Source organism: Teredinibacter franksiae (assembly GCF_014218805.1).
Taxonomy (GTDB): Bacteria; Pseudomonadota; Gammaproteobacteria; order Pseudomonadales; family Cellvibrionaceae; genus Teredinibacter; species Teredinibacter franksiae.
Window position 1 is genome coordinate 472,089 of record NZ_JACJUV010000008.1, and the last position, 17,083, is coordinate 489,171.

Genomic DNA, 17,083 nt, shown 5'->3' on the forward strand with positions numbered 1-17,083 from the left:
CACAGGGGCCATCACCGACTTTTAATCACAACCGTATTTGCTAATTTATCGTGCCAGCCTTGCTTTCTGCGATCAAATGCAACCCAGATAATGCCGATCATGAAAACAAACATAGACGGAAAGTATGCCAAATATCGACCTATAGACTGCCCAACAGATAACTGTTGAGTAGCCCCAAGACTTACAATTTTAAGGCCGAGCAACATCTTCCCCGGCGTGGCCGACTTATAGTGCCAAAACAAGATTATCGCAATTGCGGGGAAAGCGTATGAAATAATATAATCCCAGAAACCTTTAGAAAAAGAGTCTGATACCCAATAGTTCTTACCGTAAATCAGCAAAAGCAACGGGGAACTTACAAGAAGCAGTATAACCGTGTCGATAATCGAAGCGATAACGCGAACCCAAAAGCCTGCATACACCACCTCTTCCTCCTCTCCGCGATCTAGAACGCTTGAGGGGGCCTGATATATATTTTCTTTTTCCATTGCTATATCACCAGATAAAATCGAAAATTTTGTAACTCCGCATGACATCTTACTTAAAAGTCACACCAAAAGAACAACGCTCATCCCACTTTAATGCTTCCCAGCTAAAAACCAAACGCTTTTCACCACTTTACCCTTCTCGCTATTTCACTGAATTATTTTTTGTGCTTAGCGAGAACGCAATCAAAACCGATTTCCTGTGCTAGAGAACCCCTAGCACAGGCTAAGCGTCCGCTCGATTTTGACTGTCTGCGCCGCTACTCATCTATTCCGGCATTAACACAAACCCTATTTCTTCCCTGTGTTTTGGCCTCGTATAACGCTTGATCTGCTCGCTTAAATAAATCATCTGGGTCAGGTTTGGTCATAGATGCCACACCGAAACTTGCGGTCACTTTTAAATCGGGGTGAATTTCAGCGTCTTCCAGTTTTCTTCTCAGTATTTCAGCTACCATTTGTGCACGATAAAGATCACAATCTTGGCATAACAGTAAAAACTCCTCCCCTCCCCAGCGAGCAGGGCAATCTGACCGTCGCGTATTTCCCCTCAGGAGAGCAGCAATAGCGATTAAGACTTCATCTCCAACGGCATGACCATAATGGTCGTTAACTTTCTTAAAATGATCAACATCAATCAGTATCAAAGAAAACGGCGTACGCTTATCTTGCCAAGACTTTAAGTTTTCAAAGAGAGCATCTCTAATGCCAATTCGATTAATCAAACCAGTCAATTGATCTGTTCTCGCCAAATCTACCAACTCCTTATTCTGTAGATCGAGTAGTTTATTAATCTCGGCTAACTCTTCTTTTTTACGCTTATCGCGCGCGAGCCGAAACTTTAACTTAACGAGACGAAAGGCCAGAAGTAACAGTATTAGTGCTGACCAGCCCAAAATTAAAGTACGAAAAATGGCCTCATTGGATACAAAATTTCCCTTCCATACAATTTTTTTCAAGCGAAATTTATGCTCCCCGGTAATTGCCCCCTCCCCTGTCTGTACCTCAACATAAATAACGTTACTAAATTCAGCATGCGAATACTTTAAAGGTACCTTGCTTGCTGCCAACCACCAATTGGCAACTTTGAAACCCTCCATTACAACGGTAAATCCTTCGCTTAAATTTTCAACTGGAATTACTATTTGATTGTATTTTGTGGACAAACTCCTTCCATTATAATAAGGATCGCCTGCATTTCTTAAGTAAAAACGGATAGAATTTGCCGCCCCTTCGTAATCCAGCCAAACTGTCATTTCCTGAAATTTAGATAGATCTAGGCCTTTACCGTTTTCGCCTCTAACGTCGATAATAAGGCCGCAGTAGATTGGTGAAATATTGCCCACCTCACATTTCCACATTTGTTCTTCTTCACGGACCCAGCTAACCTTGCTATTCCCTCCTGACGATGAATCATCACTCATGAACGAAACAAACGCTAAAGGGTCAAACTTTAGCGTTCGGTTAATCCAAGATTGCGGTGTCAATATCAACAAAAAAGACAGGCAAGCAAGAACTCCCAAAAACATCTCGATTTTGGAAATAAAACGAATATTTGATAGTTTTATCGAGGCCATTACACCCTACTTAAGCGCTCCGCTCATCAAAAATACTTTAATTGATCTTGCGTGACGACTCGATTACGACCACTCGATTTTGCACGGTATAACGCGTCGTCAGCGTTTTTAAATAATTGGCCTAAATCTGGCGAATCCAACGTTGAAACACCAAAGCTCGCGGTTACCGATATATCATGACAAAGCACAGTCTTCTCTAACACTCTTCTCAAATTATCGGCAACAGCCTGCGCGGACACTAAATCTGAATTTTTACAAGCTAGAATAAACTCCTCCCCCCCCCATCTCCCGACAAAACAGGATTCATCGACATTTCTCTTGATAAAATTCGCTAATGCAACTAACACATCGTCCCCCACATCATGCCCGAATTCATCATTAATATTTTTGAAATTATCCAAATCCATAATAATAACCGAAAATGGCTCATTCTTTTGGTTCCATTCATGCACGCCAGCCAGCAGACTATCTCTAATACCAATACGGTTGAGTAAGCCTGTTAACGCATCGGTTTGCGCAAGCTCTTCAAACTGTTTGTGTTGCAAATTTAGCAACTTGTTAATGGAGATAAGCTCATTCTGATGACGTGTATTCAACTTAATATCGCGATTCAATTGGAACATACGCAGTACAAGCAAACCAAGAATAGTTAAACCCCACACAGCAGCAAGCACGCGATATAGAATCTCATCCGATACTAGCTGGCCCTCCCAGGTAATTTTTTTTATATGAATTGTATTGCTCATCGACTTATGAAAAGAACCTGTTTGGATCTCCAAAAAAACCACATTTTTAAACTCAGGGTGAGCATATTCAAGTGGAATATTTTTCAGCGCGAGCCACCAATCGGCAACGCCAAAACTAGCCATTTCAAAAGGTTTTGCTTCAGTAAGGTACTCAACTGGGACTTCCACCAAATTGTACTTGGTGAACATCTCATCACAAGAAGAGAAATTACGAGGGTGGCGATTTCGGAGATAGACCCTGACGGTTTTGCTACTTCCTTGGTAATCCGCATCAATTGTCATACGATTAAAGCGGCTAAAATCAATACCCTGCCAACGTTCATTCAACAGATTGATTGTTAAACTGCAATAGGCCGATTTGTAATGCTCGTCCAGATCGCAGTGCCAAATCTGCTTTTCCTTATCTAGCCAACGCACCTGGCTAGCCCCTTTCGCCTCTGATGTTATGTTCGCCGGGTATTTTGTCGGATCGAGTTCGAAGGAGTGCGTTAGCCAGCCTTTTGGCAAAAAAAGAATAGCGAGCGACAGCACCGCGAAGAGGATCAATACGAGGTCTGAGCTCCGTATTGATTTAAACATTGCGTTTTTACTGATACTCATACTCTCGACTTTAAAGGGCGTAACTAAGCTAAAGTTTAGACTACATAACCCGCCCCAACCCGCTATATCGGCACCATAATCATTTTTTTGGTGTATGAAGGCAGGAAACATCAATTAGAAGTAGATGTAATTGGCTCTCCCTCAATCCTTATGGGCCTTCAAATATCTACGTTGATATTGCGAGTGTGGAGGGCATCAAATTTCAGGTAGCCGACACAAGCTATTGTAAGCTAGGTAAAAACATCTGCAGACTACACCACGCCGCCAACCAAAAATGCCAGAGGAGTGTCAAACGTTTTGAACCCCACACAACCTCCACACGCTTGCTACGCGTCGCGCTTTTCTGGTTGAATTTGCTCCATAAACGGGCAAAGACTTTGGGTTCCGCCGCCGCCAGAGGGGGCGCAAGATTGACCCCAAAGCCTAGTAGATGCGCTTATGCACCAAAGGATAGTCACGGAAGGTCAAAGCTTGCCTAATTAACGGTACACGGGCGCGCAAGCACAAAGGTTATATATAAAGGTTTTCACAAGGCGCGTCGTGGAATGCCCCCCCCCCAGTGGCTTACTCCAAGAAATGTAGGCCCAATATAGCGCGCCTCTAATAATCACTTTTGCCCTCTGGTTTTGTGTGCTTTCGTGCGCAGGGAAAGTTCAACCGGGATGCTCGGTGGCACGAGGGATGCCTTAACGGCGTGTATGAATCTCACACAAACCCACGAAGGGAGCGGCCAGGGATAGAGCGCAGGTCTACCTATCAAGGTAGTCTAGTCGCACCGCCGAGCCGTCTAGCCCCTCTCTAGCCCCAAATATTCTTATTCTTAGGGGATTCGACACTATCGGTTGTGATTTTTTTTGATGTTTTCTTATGAGTTTTTGGTGCTTTTTTAGTTGGCGCCTTACTCTTGCGGACATAATTCAAAATGGAAACGGGCACTACTTTCCTCACAGGAAAGCCTTCAACTTCTTTTCGAACGATCAAACGATTTAAGCGGCTTTCAATGGCGCACAAATTTTTAAAATCGCCCCACGCAACAAAAGAAATAGCTTCGCCTTTTGCGCCAGCACGGCCAGTACGGCCAACACGATGAATATATTCTTCTGGTTTAAAAGGCAGGTCGTAATTAACGACTCGACTAAGTTTACCGATATCTATGCCGCGAGCCGCCACACCGGTAGCCACCAAATACTTCAGATCACCGGATTTGAAATCCGCCAAAATTTTCTCGCGCATGGCTTGGCTTCTATCCCCATGAATAGACTCCGCTTTAATACCCCGTTTTGCAAGCTGACTAACCAGCTTAGCTGCGCCATGCTTCTTTTCTATAAAAATAAGCGCCTGATCCCACTTATATTCTTTGATCAAATGGCTTAGCAAAGCGGATTTCGTGTCTTTATCTACGGTAATTAACCATTGCTTGATCGAGGGTGCCGTTTTCGCTTTAGGGGAAATAGATATCTCTACGAGTGAATTGCCCACATTCCCATCAGCAAAGTCATCGGCCAGATCCCGAACGTCGTGACTCATAGTAGCTGAAAATAGTAAGTTCTGGCGCGCCGCCGGTAAGCGATCGATAATTTTCTTTATATCTCCGACAAACCCCATATCGACCATTCTGTCGGCTTCATCCAACACCAACACTTCAAGCTCATCAAAGTGCAATGCGCGCTGGTGAGCCATATCCAACAGCCTGCCCGGAGTGGCAACTAAGATATCTACACCTTCAATCAAACTCTGTTTTTGTGGCTCAGAATCAACACCACCGTATATAGCCATGGATCTGAGGTTCAAATTTTTACCATATTCGGCAATATTGGCTTCAATTTGTACTGCTAACTCTCGGGTAGGCGTTAGAATGAGTGCGCGTATACGTTTCCCACGGAGCTTACGATCCTTATTTAACATTTCCAAAATAGGCAAGACAAAAGAGGCTGTTTTACCCGTACCCGTTTGGGCGGTCGCAACTAAATCTTCACCAGAAAGAATGATGGGGATGGCCTGTTTTTGAATAGGCGTAGGGCTGGAATAGCCTAAGTCTTTAATAGCTTGTAAAATAGGATCACACAATCCAAGATTTGAAAATGGCATAGAGTCTCAGGTAATTAATCAATAACGGAGGGAGTTGCAAGTATAGCAGCGAGGCTTATATTGTAATAGGCGAATATCACCTAAGCCTCATCAAGGGAGCGAGTAAGGCCCCCAGCTTTCGGAGCCCCAGCTCAACAAACACCAGAGCTTAGGCTGAAGGCTTGGCGCTAAGTTTGCGCCAATGTAGATTACCATCAGCGCTTTTCATAAAGCGAAAACCGCCATTATTATGTACCTCACAACCTCGACAATTTATAGGCCAATATTCGAAAATTCATCTTGGAGGTCATTTTTAACCTCTGAAGGCTCCATAATCCACACATCGGCTCCAGAATTGGGGAATACGCCAATTTTCAGGCTGTCACGCTCCAAACCTGGCACCCACTTTGCGAAGAACTCTGGAACAGAAATACATTTTGGTGACAGGTTACCGTCAGAGCCATTACGGTGAGTTTTAGTGAAATCTGCGTGCGGCCAAATGGGCAAATATTCTATGTCATGCTCTTCGGAGTGAATCTTTAAAAATTCCATATCATCATTTATAAGTAGCCAAATATCTCTTTCTTCAGCCACCATGCTTAAAAACATTTCATACCGCGCTTCGCAATCTAGTTTTTCTATGTCTTTCACATTTATATCATTCATTTCTTAACATCCTTAATAGACCATAAAAAAGCAGACTCAAACAGCCGTCGCTATAGCGACATAGGCCTATATGGGCACCTATTTATTAGACGAATTTTCCAGCGCTTCTAACTTTTTATTTCGCTCGGAGGCTGTGTCTTGTACAAATGTATTCATATCCGTTTCGAACTCTTTAAGCTCGCTAGGAGCCACGGGTACTTTTGGCGGTGTAACATCTTGCTGATCTATATTGGTATTTAAGTCGCCTGAAGTTGGGTCAGGATACAATTGCGCACTTACTAGATAAGCAACTATTATTAGACCGATTAATAACGATATTAACCTCATTGTAAGAACCCTCGATAGGGTGTAGCAGCTTGTACACCGTATTGTTCCGCTGACACAGCTCGTTGAATCAAGCCGTTAAGTATTAGACCAACTCATCGAGCGTGACCATGCAGCCTTCACCTATCTAACTTTTCGCGTAGCAAAAAATTAGTCACGAAAATTCTTAAACTGAAACGGCTGACCAAACTCACCTTCGCGGACCAGCTGCATGGCGGCCTGTAAGTCATCACGTTTTTTTCCCGTTACACGTACCTGATCACCCTGAATCGCTATCTGAACCTTAGCTTTAGATTCCTTAATCATTTTAACGATTTTTTTCGCGACGTCTGTTTCGATACCATTCTTAAAACCCACAGTTCTTTGATATGTCTTACCGGTATGATCCAGTTTTCCAATATCCATGGTTTGCGGGTCGATACCGCGCTTCACTATTTTTGCACGTAAAATATCGATCATCTGCTCCAAGTGGAAATCTCCATCAGCCTTAACAACGGTGGCATCGTCTTTCCATTCAAAGCTTGCCTCTACACCACGAAAATCAAAGCGTGTTTCCACTTCGCGATTGGCATTATCGACAGCGTTGCGTGCTTCCTGATTTTCAACTTCAGAAACAATATCAAATGATGGCATAACTCCCCTCCTAAAGGCTGTATACGGATTACCGAACCAAAAGCCAAAACAGCTCGCTGACGGCGGCTCATGAAAGCTGACTGTAATTATGCCCAAATATTGTGGCATTCGCCACGAATACCCATCAAGAGTAAGCTTAGCCCCGCCCCCTCCTTACGAGATCAATAAACTAGGCGTTTATCGTCAAACAAACTTCTCTATCTGCTCTAGAAGCCTCTCCCTACACAACGGGCAAATAGTATTGACCGACCGGTTATCCCGCCTAAATAACGGCACTAGATAACAACCAGACTAAGACTTAAGTACGCCGAACAGCCACGGTACTGTTCCTGTAAGTAAAGCATCACGGAATGAACAATGCCTGCCCAAGGAAGCGATAAACCTCCCTAGGCACCATACCCCACTAGCACTCGGATCTGGCTTCGTGCGTCGCTCCACTTCCTTGCGCCTTGCAGTCGTGCGCCTCTCGCTACGTGCATTGCCCCTCTGTGGCCTTATACTGTAACCCGTAAAAACCACGATAATCGCCGTCTTTGGTGGAAGGTCGGAGCTTATCCCAAGAAGAACTCTTCGGTCGTGATACCTGTGCGCGCACGTAGCCACCAACCTCCTCAATGAGGAAAAACTGCTACTTTTTGACCCTAATAATAGGAGGAGCCCATTAGTCACCACCAGCGGATCACATTCAGTGGTTCTATCCGCTGCTATACTGCAAAGGCGCGTAAATTAATATTTACGGTTTAGACCTCTGTGGTGCAGCGCCCGTCGAGCAAGCTAGGTATAACTCATATAATGTTACCGACCCCCTTCAGAACACTTCCTGAGCTCTTCCGCAAAGACTTTAAGCTGTCCATATTGTGTACACTCGCAGGTTTTGTATTTTGCACGGTAACGCCCTTCGTGGTTTTTCGCCTACTCGCTGGTCAAATCACCATCTTCTTGATCGACCTCAGCCTAGTCATTATTTCCGTTGGTATTGCCGCTTATGCGCTCATCACTCGGCGCGTGGAGCATGCCGCCATTATGAGCGTCTTCTGTATCACCTCCGCGCTCGTTGCTACAGCCTTCTATAACCCAGAATCAGCGCCCTACTGGCTGTACTGCAATATATTTTTTGCCTTTACACTGGCTCCACCACGCACAGCATCGCTATTTGTTAGCATGGGTTTTGTATCAATTTTAGTGCAACCAAAAGCGTTCACAGGCATTGCCCAGTACGCTAGTTTTGTTGTAACGTTTCCCGCCGCTTTTATTTTTGCCTACATTTTTTCCAGCCGGAATGAAAGCCAGCGGAAAAAGCTAGCTGAACTCGCACTTACAGACGTACTCACTAATATTGGCAACCGCAGAGCATTTAACCAAGAACTAGAAGCTGCCAACGCATCTGCCCACAGTAAGCAGCCCCCATCAGCCATCGCGCTGTTGGATATCGATCACTTCAAAGCCATTAATGATAAATACGGTCACGAGCAAGGCGACAACGTATTAAAAGCTTTCGCCGAGGTTGTGGAAAATAATATTCGCCAAGATGACCGCTTATTTCGTATTGGCGGGGAAGAGTTTTGTCTTATATTTGACCATATCGATGAACGCAATGCGATCGCCAGTATGGAACGAATTTGCTTAGCCGTTAGCCAATTTAATTTCATTCAAGGCCACAGGGTGACAGTCTCCATAGGAATCACCCAGCTAAGCACGCAAGACTCACAAGAAGACAGCCTAAAGCGTGCCGACAGAGCCTTATATTCCGCCAAGCATACTGGTCGTAATAGAGTTGTTTACAGCTAATGATTACTTCAGAACACATTACTTCAGGACAAGCGGGCACAACAGTCATGCCATTGCTATTAATTAGATCTGATTTTTCTTTCTATTCACTTTTTTTAGTCTCGGGCACAGCTGAATGACCTGCTGGCGCAGTAACGGGTTCGGAACTCTTACTTTGATTTTCTGTCACATCGGACACCTCCTCTAGCAGCTTAAGTTGTTTCTTGTTTTCCTCAATCGCCTTTTGCTTAGTCTTCTTTTCTTCTTCACTCGCGGCTCCCTTTAGGGCAATTGAAAAACTCTCGATCTCTTCAGCAAGTTTCTGTTTCTCATTCTCAAGCTCCTCTGCCTTTTCAGCTTTATCAAAGGCGATGTCTTCCGCCGAACTTTTATGCTCATCGGGTGCCTTAACAACAGAAGCAGCAGGTATAGCACTTGCGCCATCATGAAGTTTTCTTTGATTCATGTAAGATGGCGACATAATTTCAACACCTTGACTATGCAGTGTATCTAACACGCAACCGTAAAGGTTAGACCTTACAGATATTAAACGTTTTGACTCGTCAAGAAGCCCAGATACACGGTATGTCACTGCAAAATTTCCCAACTCTAAAATATGGACGAAGGGTTCTTGTAACCCACAGGTTTGAGCCGCATCTATGAGAAGACGCTCAACCCGGTTATGGTCAACGTCATATCCCAGTGATAACGTTGCAGAAACAAGGGTTCCGGTTCTGATGGTGGTAACCACAGGGTTATTTATAAAGTAAATATTTGGCAGGGCAATAAGTTCCCGTGTTTCGGTTTGGATCTCCGTATCAAACAACCCTCGCTCCGATACTCGGCCAAAATAATCCCTAACTCGAATAAAATCCCCCACACGGAATGGCTTTGTGATTCTCAACAGAATTCCAGCCATGAGGTTAGAAATGATGGTTGTTGAAGAAAAGGCCAAGGTGCCCGAAATTGCAAGCCCAATCAGACCAATCAATTGATTGCGGGAGCTCTCGCTTATTGGCAACACGAGCACGGACGCAAGAAGCCCAACAATCGTCAACCCAAGCATGATTAGTTGATAAGGAAATTTCCGTTCGTTTCCAAGATCAACTTTTCTACCAATGAGAAACCAATGGGAAAACCACAGTATGGCTACAGTTGCTGTAGCCATACCCATGAAAGGTGTTAATGATGCTATTGATTCAATCATATATGAAACTTTTAAAAATATTTTTGTTTGTGATTGGCGAACGCTTAACTCACCTGCGCTTTGAACCTTAAGCTACCGCGACAAATCTCATGAATGAAAATAAAAAAATCAGGCAGGAGAAGGGAATTATTTTCATGAATTTCTATAGCCATGTTTAAAATATTAATTCTATTGAAACGCTCTAGACACCAAAACGATGCAACCTTGTGGCGCACATTTTTCTAAAACATTGATTTACATGAGTGCATACACCGTCGAATACGCTTTTCTCACGTGTATTAATTCTTGCAAACCCTTAACGCGATTGTTTTCGAAGTACTGCATATGAAAAAAAATACCCGAACGATCCGATTGCTAGGAAATACTTTTAGCCCTCCACACTAACACTTGTATTTTTTCATTTAATGCTCTTTGAGCAATGGAGCCAATGCTGATCGGACACTATTTTTTACCGATTTATTTGAAAAAACTTTGCTATTAAAATGCATTGACTGATCTTCATCACGCACACTTTTTATACGATAAAAATTAGGGACGCCTATCGCACCATAGGTTGTAGCAACCCACCCTCCATTCTCATCAAACACCATCAACTCTAGTGAAAGCCCCTGGGTTTCCCCGGTAAAATTAAAACTCCGGCGATACCCGTCTTCATCAACAAAATCACCCTTTATGGGAACGCGTATGCTAACACCATCCCAACGAGCACGCTGCCCCTTAAACTCGGCCTTCCTTAACACAAAACTCGGAATCAAAACATATTTTGCCTCCCAGCTCTTACACAAAATTTTTGAAACACCCGAAAGCGCTTGCATATATCGTTTAAAATCAAATTGGCCATTTTTTGCTGAGTAAAAGCCACCGATCTTATCCTCCATTTTCTCCCATAATATTGTATATTCATCTCCATCAGTAAGCTGAATTTGAACTGAGGCCTTATTTAACGCAGCCACAAGGGCTTGAGCTATCGGCTCCCGACCTATTTTCAACTCCTCATCAAAGTAATCAATTGGTACAACGACCACACGCTCATTTTCAAATTTTTGTCGGATCGTTGAAAACTGGTTATCCGGCGATATTTTTGTGCCAGCCAATGCAACGTTAACAATCAATCCAACAAAGAGTATTCCAAAAAAATATTTCTTCACATTTTCTCCTCAGAACCATTTTTAGGACATACGTACCAATACTTGAACCCAACAAAACTCCACTGCATATTACCACAGCATAAAGAATCTCAAAGAATGAGGAATGAGCTATGTCGCGCGTATCACTATGGCCTTGATGCGCTAACCGGTAAAGATTACGAATACCGCCGCCAGAGAGTTGAAGACCGCATTTTATTCCTAGGGGAGGTATTCTGTATAGATATCTTGCCTATGCGGTAATGGGTAACCACCAGCACGCGGTATCACACATCAATATTGCAGAAGCCCACAGTTTAACTGACCTAGAGGTATGCGAACGCTGGCACAAGGTTTACAAAGGCACCCTCTTAACTCAGATGTTTATAAAAGGTGGATCGCTCGACGAGGCCCAATGGCTTGCCGTTAAAGAAAAGGTCGATCTCTGACGGCTTGAACTAGCCAATATCAGGCTCTGGATGTGGGCCTTAACGAACCCATTGCCCGCATGGCGTACGCCAAAGACCAATGCACCGACAGGGTTCTGGACAGGGTTCTGCTCCTACAACAACCAGCATTTCCAACATCTATGTTGGTTAGCGCCGGTTTAAATCACAAACATTGCTCTATGAAAAAGCACTGGCCGCCTATAAGGCCTACATAGATTTGAACCCCATTCGAGCCAAAATGGCCAAGATCCCTAAATAATTTGAGCATACCTCAATTAAGCGCCATATTGAAAACCAAGCGACACATAACCATTGAAGCTCGCCGAATTTGTGGGCAACCCCAAGGTCCATCCTTTCACTACAGGATTACGTGCAGCTTGTGGATATTAACGGCAGAGCCATTCGTGAAAACAAACGCTGCTTTATCGACAACAACTTGCCTCCCACTCTAGAGCGACTCAGCATTGCCGGTCGTGAATGGCTTATTCCAACCACCTAGTTTGAATCCGGATTTAAAATTTTGTTTGGCTGTAAGGAGAAGCTAATGCTTGCGCTAAAGGCATTAGGACTAAAAAAAAGACCGGCATACGCCAATTTTGAAGCCATTTTGCGCCTATATGTAACACACTGGTAACGAGGGCAAAAAACAACAACCTAGGCTACAAACTCACTAACTATTCGGCTGTACTTATTCTTAACGTGGCTGTATTGCTTTATATAGTAACTGCCGAATGTTTTCTTCAATTCTGCTTATCACGCAGCCGGAGAATTCGCTTTGCTGGGTGGCATCTCGATTGAGAGACCACCCATTAACAGCACTTAAAACATTAATTCAAATTTGCCAGCGTTAAAATATTTTGGCCTTACTCTTGCCCTGGTGGAAAGGCAGAGAGTACATTCTTAACAATACTAGCAATTTTCGCCTCGCGCTCTTCGGCGGTTAATTCTGCTTTAGACATACGGGCTTCAGCAGTACCACGCCATACTAATTTGTCTGTTTTACCGCCAAGTATGTCCAATACGAAAGTTCCTTGCTTGTAGTGAGTAACTTTAGTTTCGACTTCAGGCTTATAAGCACCGTACCCAACGCCATAATAACGGTAGTGCGAACCGTAGTAAGCGCCATGATTCCAGCCAGAGGAGTATCCGTTGTAGGTGTTATACGTTCGAATATCTAGCTGATCTTCCGAGGTAATACTGTAGTTCACCAAGAAATCGGCTTTTTCAGTGTCCACCTGAGTAAAACCTTTTTTTAGCAACTCCACATCAACACTTTGTCGAATTCGCTCATCGACTATGTCATTGGCCGCGTAGGCCTTGCTAGACACATTATATTCGTTGGGCGCATGCCAGCTATAGGTTTTGTAATTAGCAAAATCCACTGTGGCTTTAAAATCAGATCCATAGGTAACGGGGTTACTCGAGCAGCCTAAAAAGGCAAGAGCAACACCGCACATGGCTATTATTTGAACAATTTTCATAAGGCTATTCTCTTTTTTCGTCCACGACAATTTAAGTATCTTAGTAATAAATCCAACGATCCTATTATACAGGCTGGAATCGCAAAGTCAGTGCAACGCACTAAATGGGCACTCACATTCATCGATTGGCTATGTTGCACCGATGGAATATGAGTGCAAAATGGCGGCTTAACAAGTCGGTGTGTGCAAAAGAGGGTTAGGTTCCCTGTCCGATATTTCAGCTTGAATCTAAATTCAAAAGTTTGATTAAATATAAGGAGAAGCTAATGCTCGCTGCAAAAGCCCTAGGCCTGCAAAGAAGACCCGCATACGTCAATTGTGAAGTGAAATTCCACTAACATCCCCTACCGATATTAGGCCCCGCCCCACTTTTTTTCTGAGAAAGGAATAGTCTCGCTTTAAATTTCAAGAAATCCTGTTTTTCACGTCAGAATAGATCTCGCACTCAGCGGGGACTAAGAACACCCCCCTGAATCAAAAAATCTTCCGGCTAATTGAGTGTGCTTTTCTTAAGATGGCTGTCCGATTAATTGACCATTGGACACCTTTACCTTGTTAGATTGTGGTGTCCGTTAAATCGGGGAAAGTTCATATTCCGGTTCGGCGTATTATTAGGTTTCCATTATTTTTTTATTCGTTATTCAGTCAAATTGGTAGGCGGAACCAATTTTGCTAACCCCTCCAGCATAATTACATACTGGTAGGCTCTTGTAGTGCTTTTCAACCTCCTTTCATAATACCTTATATAGCACGGTATTATTAGTGCGAAAAAAACTCCAGCCTGCAAATAATCCCCACTGAAAAATAGAACTAGGGAAATTAATGGTATAGCCACAACCAAGCTTCGGAAAAATTTCTGATCCGCCACCAAACGATCTATTTCGTTCATAGCCACAGGAAATAAAGTACTTAAAACTGATATTGCCCATTGAAAAGTATTAATAGAATCAATTTCATTTCCCGCAAGAAACTTATTTTTAATTTCTGATGCACGCTGAAATGCCTGCTCATTTGTATATGGATTTCGCCGCCTTCGATGCTTATCATATAAAGAATCAAGCCTAGCCCCTAGCAAATACGAGAAAAACAAAAAAGCTATCCATACCTGACTACCCTCAAGCGGAACAACATCTAAGAAAAAAGGCTTATACTACCTAGGCAGCAGCAAACGATACAGTTGCCTCTTGAAAAAACGATTTAATCAGGGCCTTATCCCGTTTGATACTTTCCAAATCTAAAACGGCACGATTCTTTAGTGATTCCCCCTTCTTGAGTGGCTTTTTTGATGTGCCGATATTTCTCACCTGATTCCACACAAGCTCGTCTGGGTTTAAATCCGGTGCGTACGGTGGTAGAAACACCATTTCAATTTTTCCTTCAAGTGTTTCAATATAGTCCGTGACCTTCTTTGATTTATGTACGGGATGCCCATCAACGATAAGTATGACGGGGTGGTTACGGCCTTTTTGGAAACTTTTTAAGCATTCAATACATTTATCCGCATTAAATTTTCCGTCAAAAACGTGATACCAAAAGCCCCCCTTATTTGATAACGCTGAGATCGCATTAATGGCCTGTCTTTGACCGCTTGTTCTGACGACAGGTGTCTTTCCTTTTTCACCCCAGGTACGCTGTAAAGGATCATCAGAACGAATAGTGGCTTCATCCAACCAAAATATCTCAGCCCCTTTCTTTTTAGCGTATGCCCTAACTTTAGGGTAGACGTCGTCAACCCATTCTTGCACCGCTTTCTCGTCCCGCTCATAAGCTCTACGTAGCGGTTTTTGTGGCGTCAAGCCCAAGCGATGCAGAATTTTACCGACACCGGAAATGCTTAGGGTAACGCCAAACCGTTCAAGAATTAAATCAGCAACAATTTGGCGTGTCCACAAACCAAAATCAAACCCATGCTGCCTAGGATCTCCGCCGATTATCCACCTCTTTATTTCTTGCTCTTCAAGATCGGATAGTGTTCGATTGCGTCCAGTGCGCGCCTTGGGAGCCAGAGCTTCAATTCCTTTTTCACGCGCTAAACGCAACCAAGTGAAAATTGTTCGGCTTCCAAGACCAAAACTGCGTGTCACTTCGGCCGCACTTTCACCATCATGCACTCGCTGCACGGCTATCTTGCGAACTAAATGCTGCTCTTCTGTACTAAGTTTTCTTGCGTCATTTTTCATGACTTCAATTATACAGGTTTCAAATGAAATGTATTGTTTTTTAGTGGCCCGCTAGTACTTACTGTAAGTCACAAATGTAAACATTCCCCCCGGAAGAAAGATTGAAAAAAAATCAATCATTCCCACAAAATAATCTCCTGGCTTTACCATTATCCAAACCCTCTTACGCCTAATTAAAAAACACCCATGATGTCTAAATCACTTGATAATCTTTGCTACCTTATTTATCCATAATTTAAAACGACCACCTAGGTCAGCTGTGAATGTTATGCCTTATAATGTATCCGTAATATTTTTTTAAAAAAAATGATGTGACTGACTTTCAGACCTCCTCACTAAAACAATGACTTTCGGACACCAACACTTGTACCGGAACACGAGGACGGACCACGAGGGACCACGAGGGAACACGAGGACGGACCACGAGGGACCACGAGGGACCACGAGGGACCACGAGGGACCACGAGGGACCACGAGGGACCACGAGGGACCACGAGGGACCACGAGGGACCACGAGGGACCACGAGGGACCACGAGGGACCACGAGGGACCACGAGGGGACAGGGACCACGAGGACACCCACCCCCCATTGACATCGGAACACGCGGAACACGAGGACACCCACTCGCCATTGACATCATACCGAACATCGCCTACGATTAATGACTGTATTTATACACAGTTACGGTAAACCCATGACGACGGCACGGAAGCATCAAGTCTCTATCAGTGACACACCCTATTATCACGTTATGTCCCGCTGTGTTCGCCGCTCCTACCTCTGTGGTACAGATATTCATACCGGGCAATGCTACGAACACCGGCGCGAATGGATTGCAGAGCGTATTCGCTTACTCTCCACCATTTTTGCTATCGATATCTGCAGTTACGCCGTAATGAGTAACCACTACCATATCGTAATCAAAATTGATGCCCAGGCACCGCAAAGCTGGAGCTTCGACGAAGTCATTCAGCGCTGGCTATGCTTGTACAAAGGCCCTTTTTTGGTACAAAAATATCAAAAAGGCGAAACCTTAGATACCGCAGAACAACGCGTACTCGAAGATACTGTAGAAGATTGGCGTACACGCCTTGGCAGCTTAAGCGCGTTTATGCAGCAACTAAATCAAGTCATCGCACGACAGGCGAACCAAGAAGAACGCTGCACTGGCCGATTCTGGGAGGGGCGATTTAAATCTCAAGCCTTATTGACCGAGGAGGCTCTGTTAACCGCTATGGCCTACGTGGATTTAAACCCCATACGCGCAAAAATGGCCGAGTCACCCGAAACTTCTGAACACACCAGCGTTCAAGAGCGAATAAACCCTCGCTTTGAACTAAAACAAGCTTTAACCCACAATCCGGATATCAACCCTCATCACTTCAGCCGCTTTTCCGTTAAAGAATTAGCCGCTTTTGAGGGGAATATTCGGTCTGATATACAACACGGCGTATTATTCGATATCAAAGATTACCTCACGTTAGTGGATACGACTGGCCGTATTCAGCGTAAAGATAAGCGTGGTTACATCGCCAAAAAATCTCTTCCCATTCTGCAACGGCTAGGCATTGACGCTGACGACTGGGTGGGTAACACGCAGAAATTTGAAGCGATCTTCTATAAAAAATTCCATTATAGGCGGCGAGATAAAAACGTCGCTTAGTCCTTTTAAAAAAATCACTGCAATTAAAGCGAGCTCACGCTAGCCAGGCTCTGCCGATGGTTTAATCAGCGTGATTCGTGCTCGTACGCGCCATTCTTCCAGTATTTACGACT

General features: G+C 43.9%; 14 protein-coding genes. 3 read left to right on the top strand and 11 right to left on the bottom strand.

Annotated elements, in window-relative coordinates; all coding sequences use genetic code 11:
- Positions 1-11: 11 nt before the first annotated feature.
- The 7 genes from H5336_RS21645 to H5336_RS21675 all read right to left on the bottom strand — a co-directional run bounded on the left by H5336_RS21645 (position 12) and on the right by H5336_RS21675 (position 7,098).
- Positions 12-488, bottom strand: coding sequence for an RDD family protein (locus tag H5336_RS21645; protein WP_185236531.1), 477 nt, complete (start codon positions 486-488; stop codon positions 12-14).
- 257 nt (positions 489-745) lie between these two features.
- Entirely contained in the window at positions 746-2,062 is a 1,317-nt protein-coding gene (locus tag H5336_RS21650; RefSeq protein WP_185236532.1) for a GGDEF domain-containing protein, read from the bottom strand.
- 26 nt (positions 2,063-2,088) lie between these two features.
- Positions 2,089-3,408, bottom strand: a complete 1,320-nt coding sequence (locus H5336_RS21655) for a GGDEF domain-containing protein (protein ID WP_185236533.1) — start codon at positions 3,406-3,408, stop codon at positions 2,089-2,091.
- 798 nt (positions 3,409-4,206) lie between these two features.
- Positions 4,207-5,496, bottom strand: coding sequence for a DEAD/DEAH box helicase (locus H5336_RS21660; RefSeq protein ID WP_185236534.1), 1,290 nt, complete (start codon positions 5,494-5,496; stop codon positions 4,207-4,209).
- A 252-nt stretch (positions 5,497-5,748) separates the two neighbouring features.
- Positions 5,749-6,141, bottom strand: coding sequence for a DUF2750 domain-containing protein (locus tag H5336_RS21665; RefSeq protein WP_185236535.1), 393 nt, complete (start codon positions 6,139-6,141; stop codon positions 5,749-5,751).
- A gap of 78 nt (positions 6,142-6,219) precedes the next feature.
- Positions 6,220-6,468 carry a hypothetical protein gene (locus H5336_RS21670; RefSeq protein ID WP_185236536.1) on the bottom strand — a complete coding sequence of 83 codons (249 nt, stop codon included), beginning with the start codon at positions 6,466-6,468 and terminating at the stop codon, positions 6,220-6,222.
- Positions 6,469-6,615: 147 nt separating this feature from the next.
- Entirely contained in the window at positions 6,616-7,098 is a 483-nt protein-coding gene (locus tag H5336_RS21675; protein ID WP_185236537.1) for a YajQ family cyclic di-GMP-binding protein, read from the bottom strand.
- Between the two features lie 792 nt (positions 7,099-7,890).
- Here H5336_RS21675 and H5336_RS21680 point away from each other — a divergent pair.
- A complete protein-coding gene (locus tag H5336_RS21680) occupies positions 7,891-8,886 on the top strand; it encodes a GGDEF domain-containing protein (RefSeq protein ID WP_185236538.1) in 996 nt (331 codons plus the stop codon).
- An 82-nt stretch (positions 8,887-8,968) separates the two neighbouring features.
- On the opposite strand, the gene H5336_RS21685 is transcribed toward H5336_RS21680, so the two are convergent.
- Both H5336_RS21685 and H5336_RS21690 read right to left on the bottom strand, forming a co-directional pair.
- Positions 8,969-10,072, bottom strand: a complete 1,104-nt coding sequence (locus H5336_RS21685) for a mechanosensitive ion channel family protein (protein WP_185236539.1) — start codon at positions 10,070-10,072, stop codon at positions 8,969-8,971.
- Between the two features lie 401 nt (positions 10,073-10,473).
- Positions 10,474-11,220: a hypothetical protein gene (locus H5336_RS21690; protein WP_185236540.1), complete on the bottom strand. Its 747-nt coding sequence runs from the start codon at positions 11,218-11,220 to the stop codon at positions 10,474-10,476.
- A gap of 239 nt (positions 11,221-11,459) precedes the next feature.
- Here H5336_RS21690 and H5336_RS23220 point away from each other — a divergent pair, with 239 nt between their 5' ends.
- The gene (locus tag H5336_RS23220; RefSeq protein ID WP_246439468.1) at positions 11,460-11,645 is read left to right on the top strand and encodes a hypothetical protein; all 186 of its coding nucleotides are present in this window, start codon (positions 11,460-11,462) and stop codon (positions 11,643-11,645) included.
- Between the two features lie 863 nt (positions 11,646-12,508).
- Here the strand turns inward: H5336_RS23220 and H5336_RS21700 are convergent.
- Both H5336_RS21700 and H5336_RS21705 read right to left on the bottom strand, forming a co-directional pair.
- Positions 12,509-13,126, bottom strand: a complete 618-nt coding sequence (locus tag H5336_RS21700; protein WP_185236541.1) for a DUF4136 domain-containing protein — start codon at positions 13,124-13,126, stop codon at positions 12,509-12,511.
- A gap of 1,154 nt (positions 13,127-14,280) precedes the next feature.
- Entirely contained in the window at positions 14,281-15,306 is a 1,026-nt protein-coding gene (locus H5336_RS21705; protein WP_185235916.1) for an IS630 family transposase, read from the bottom strand.
- Between the two features lie 695 nt (positions 15,307-16,001).
- Here H5336_RS21705 and H5336_RS21710 point away from each other — a divergent pair.
- Complete coding sequence (locus H5336_RS21710) at positions 16,002-16,970, top strand: transposase (protein WP_185236542.1); 969 nt, start codon at positions 16,002-16,004, stop codon at positions 16,968-16,970.
- Positions 16,971-17,083 lie beyond the last annotated feature (113 nt).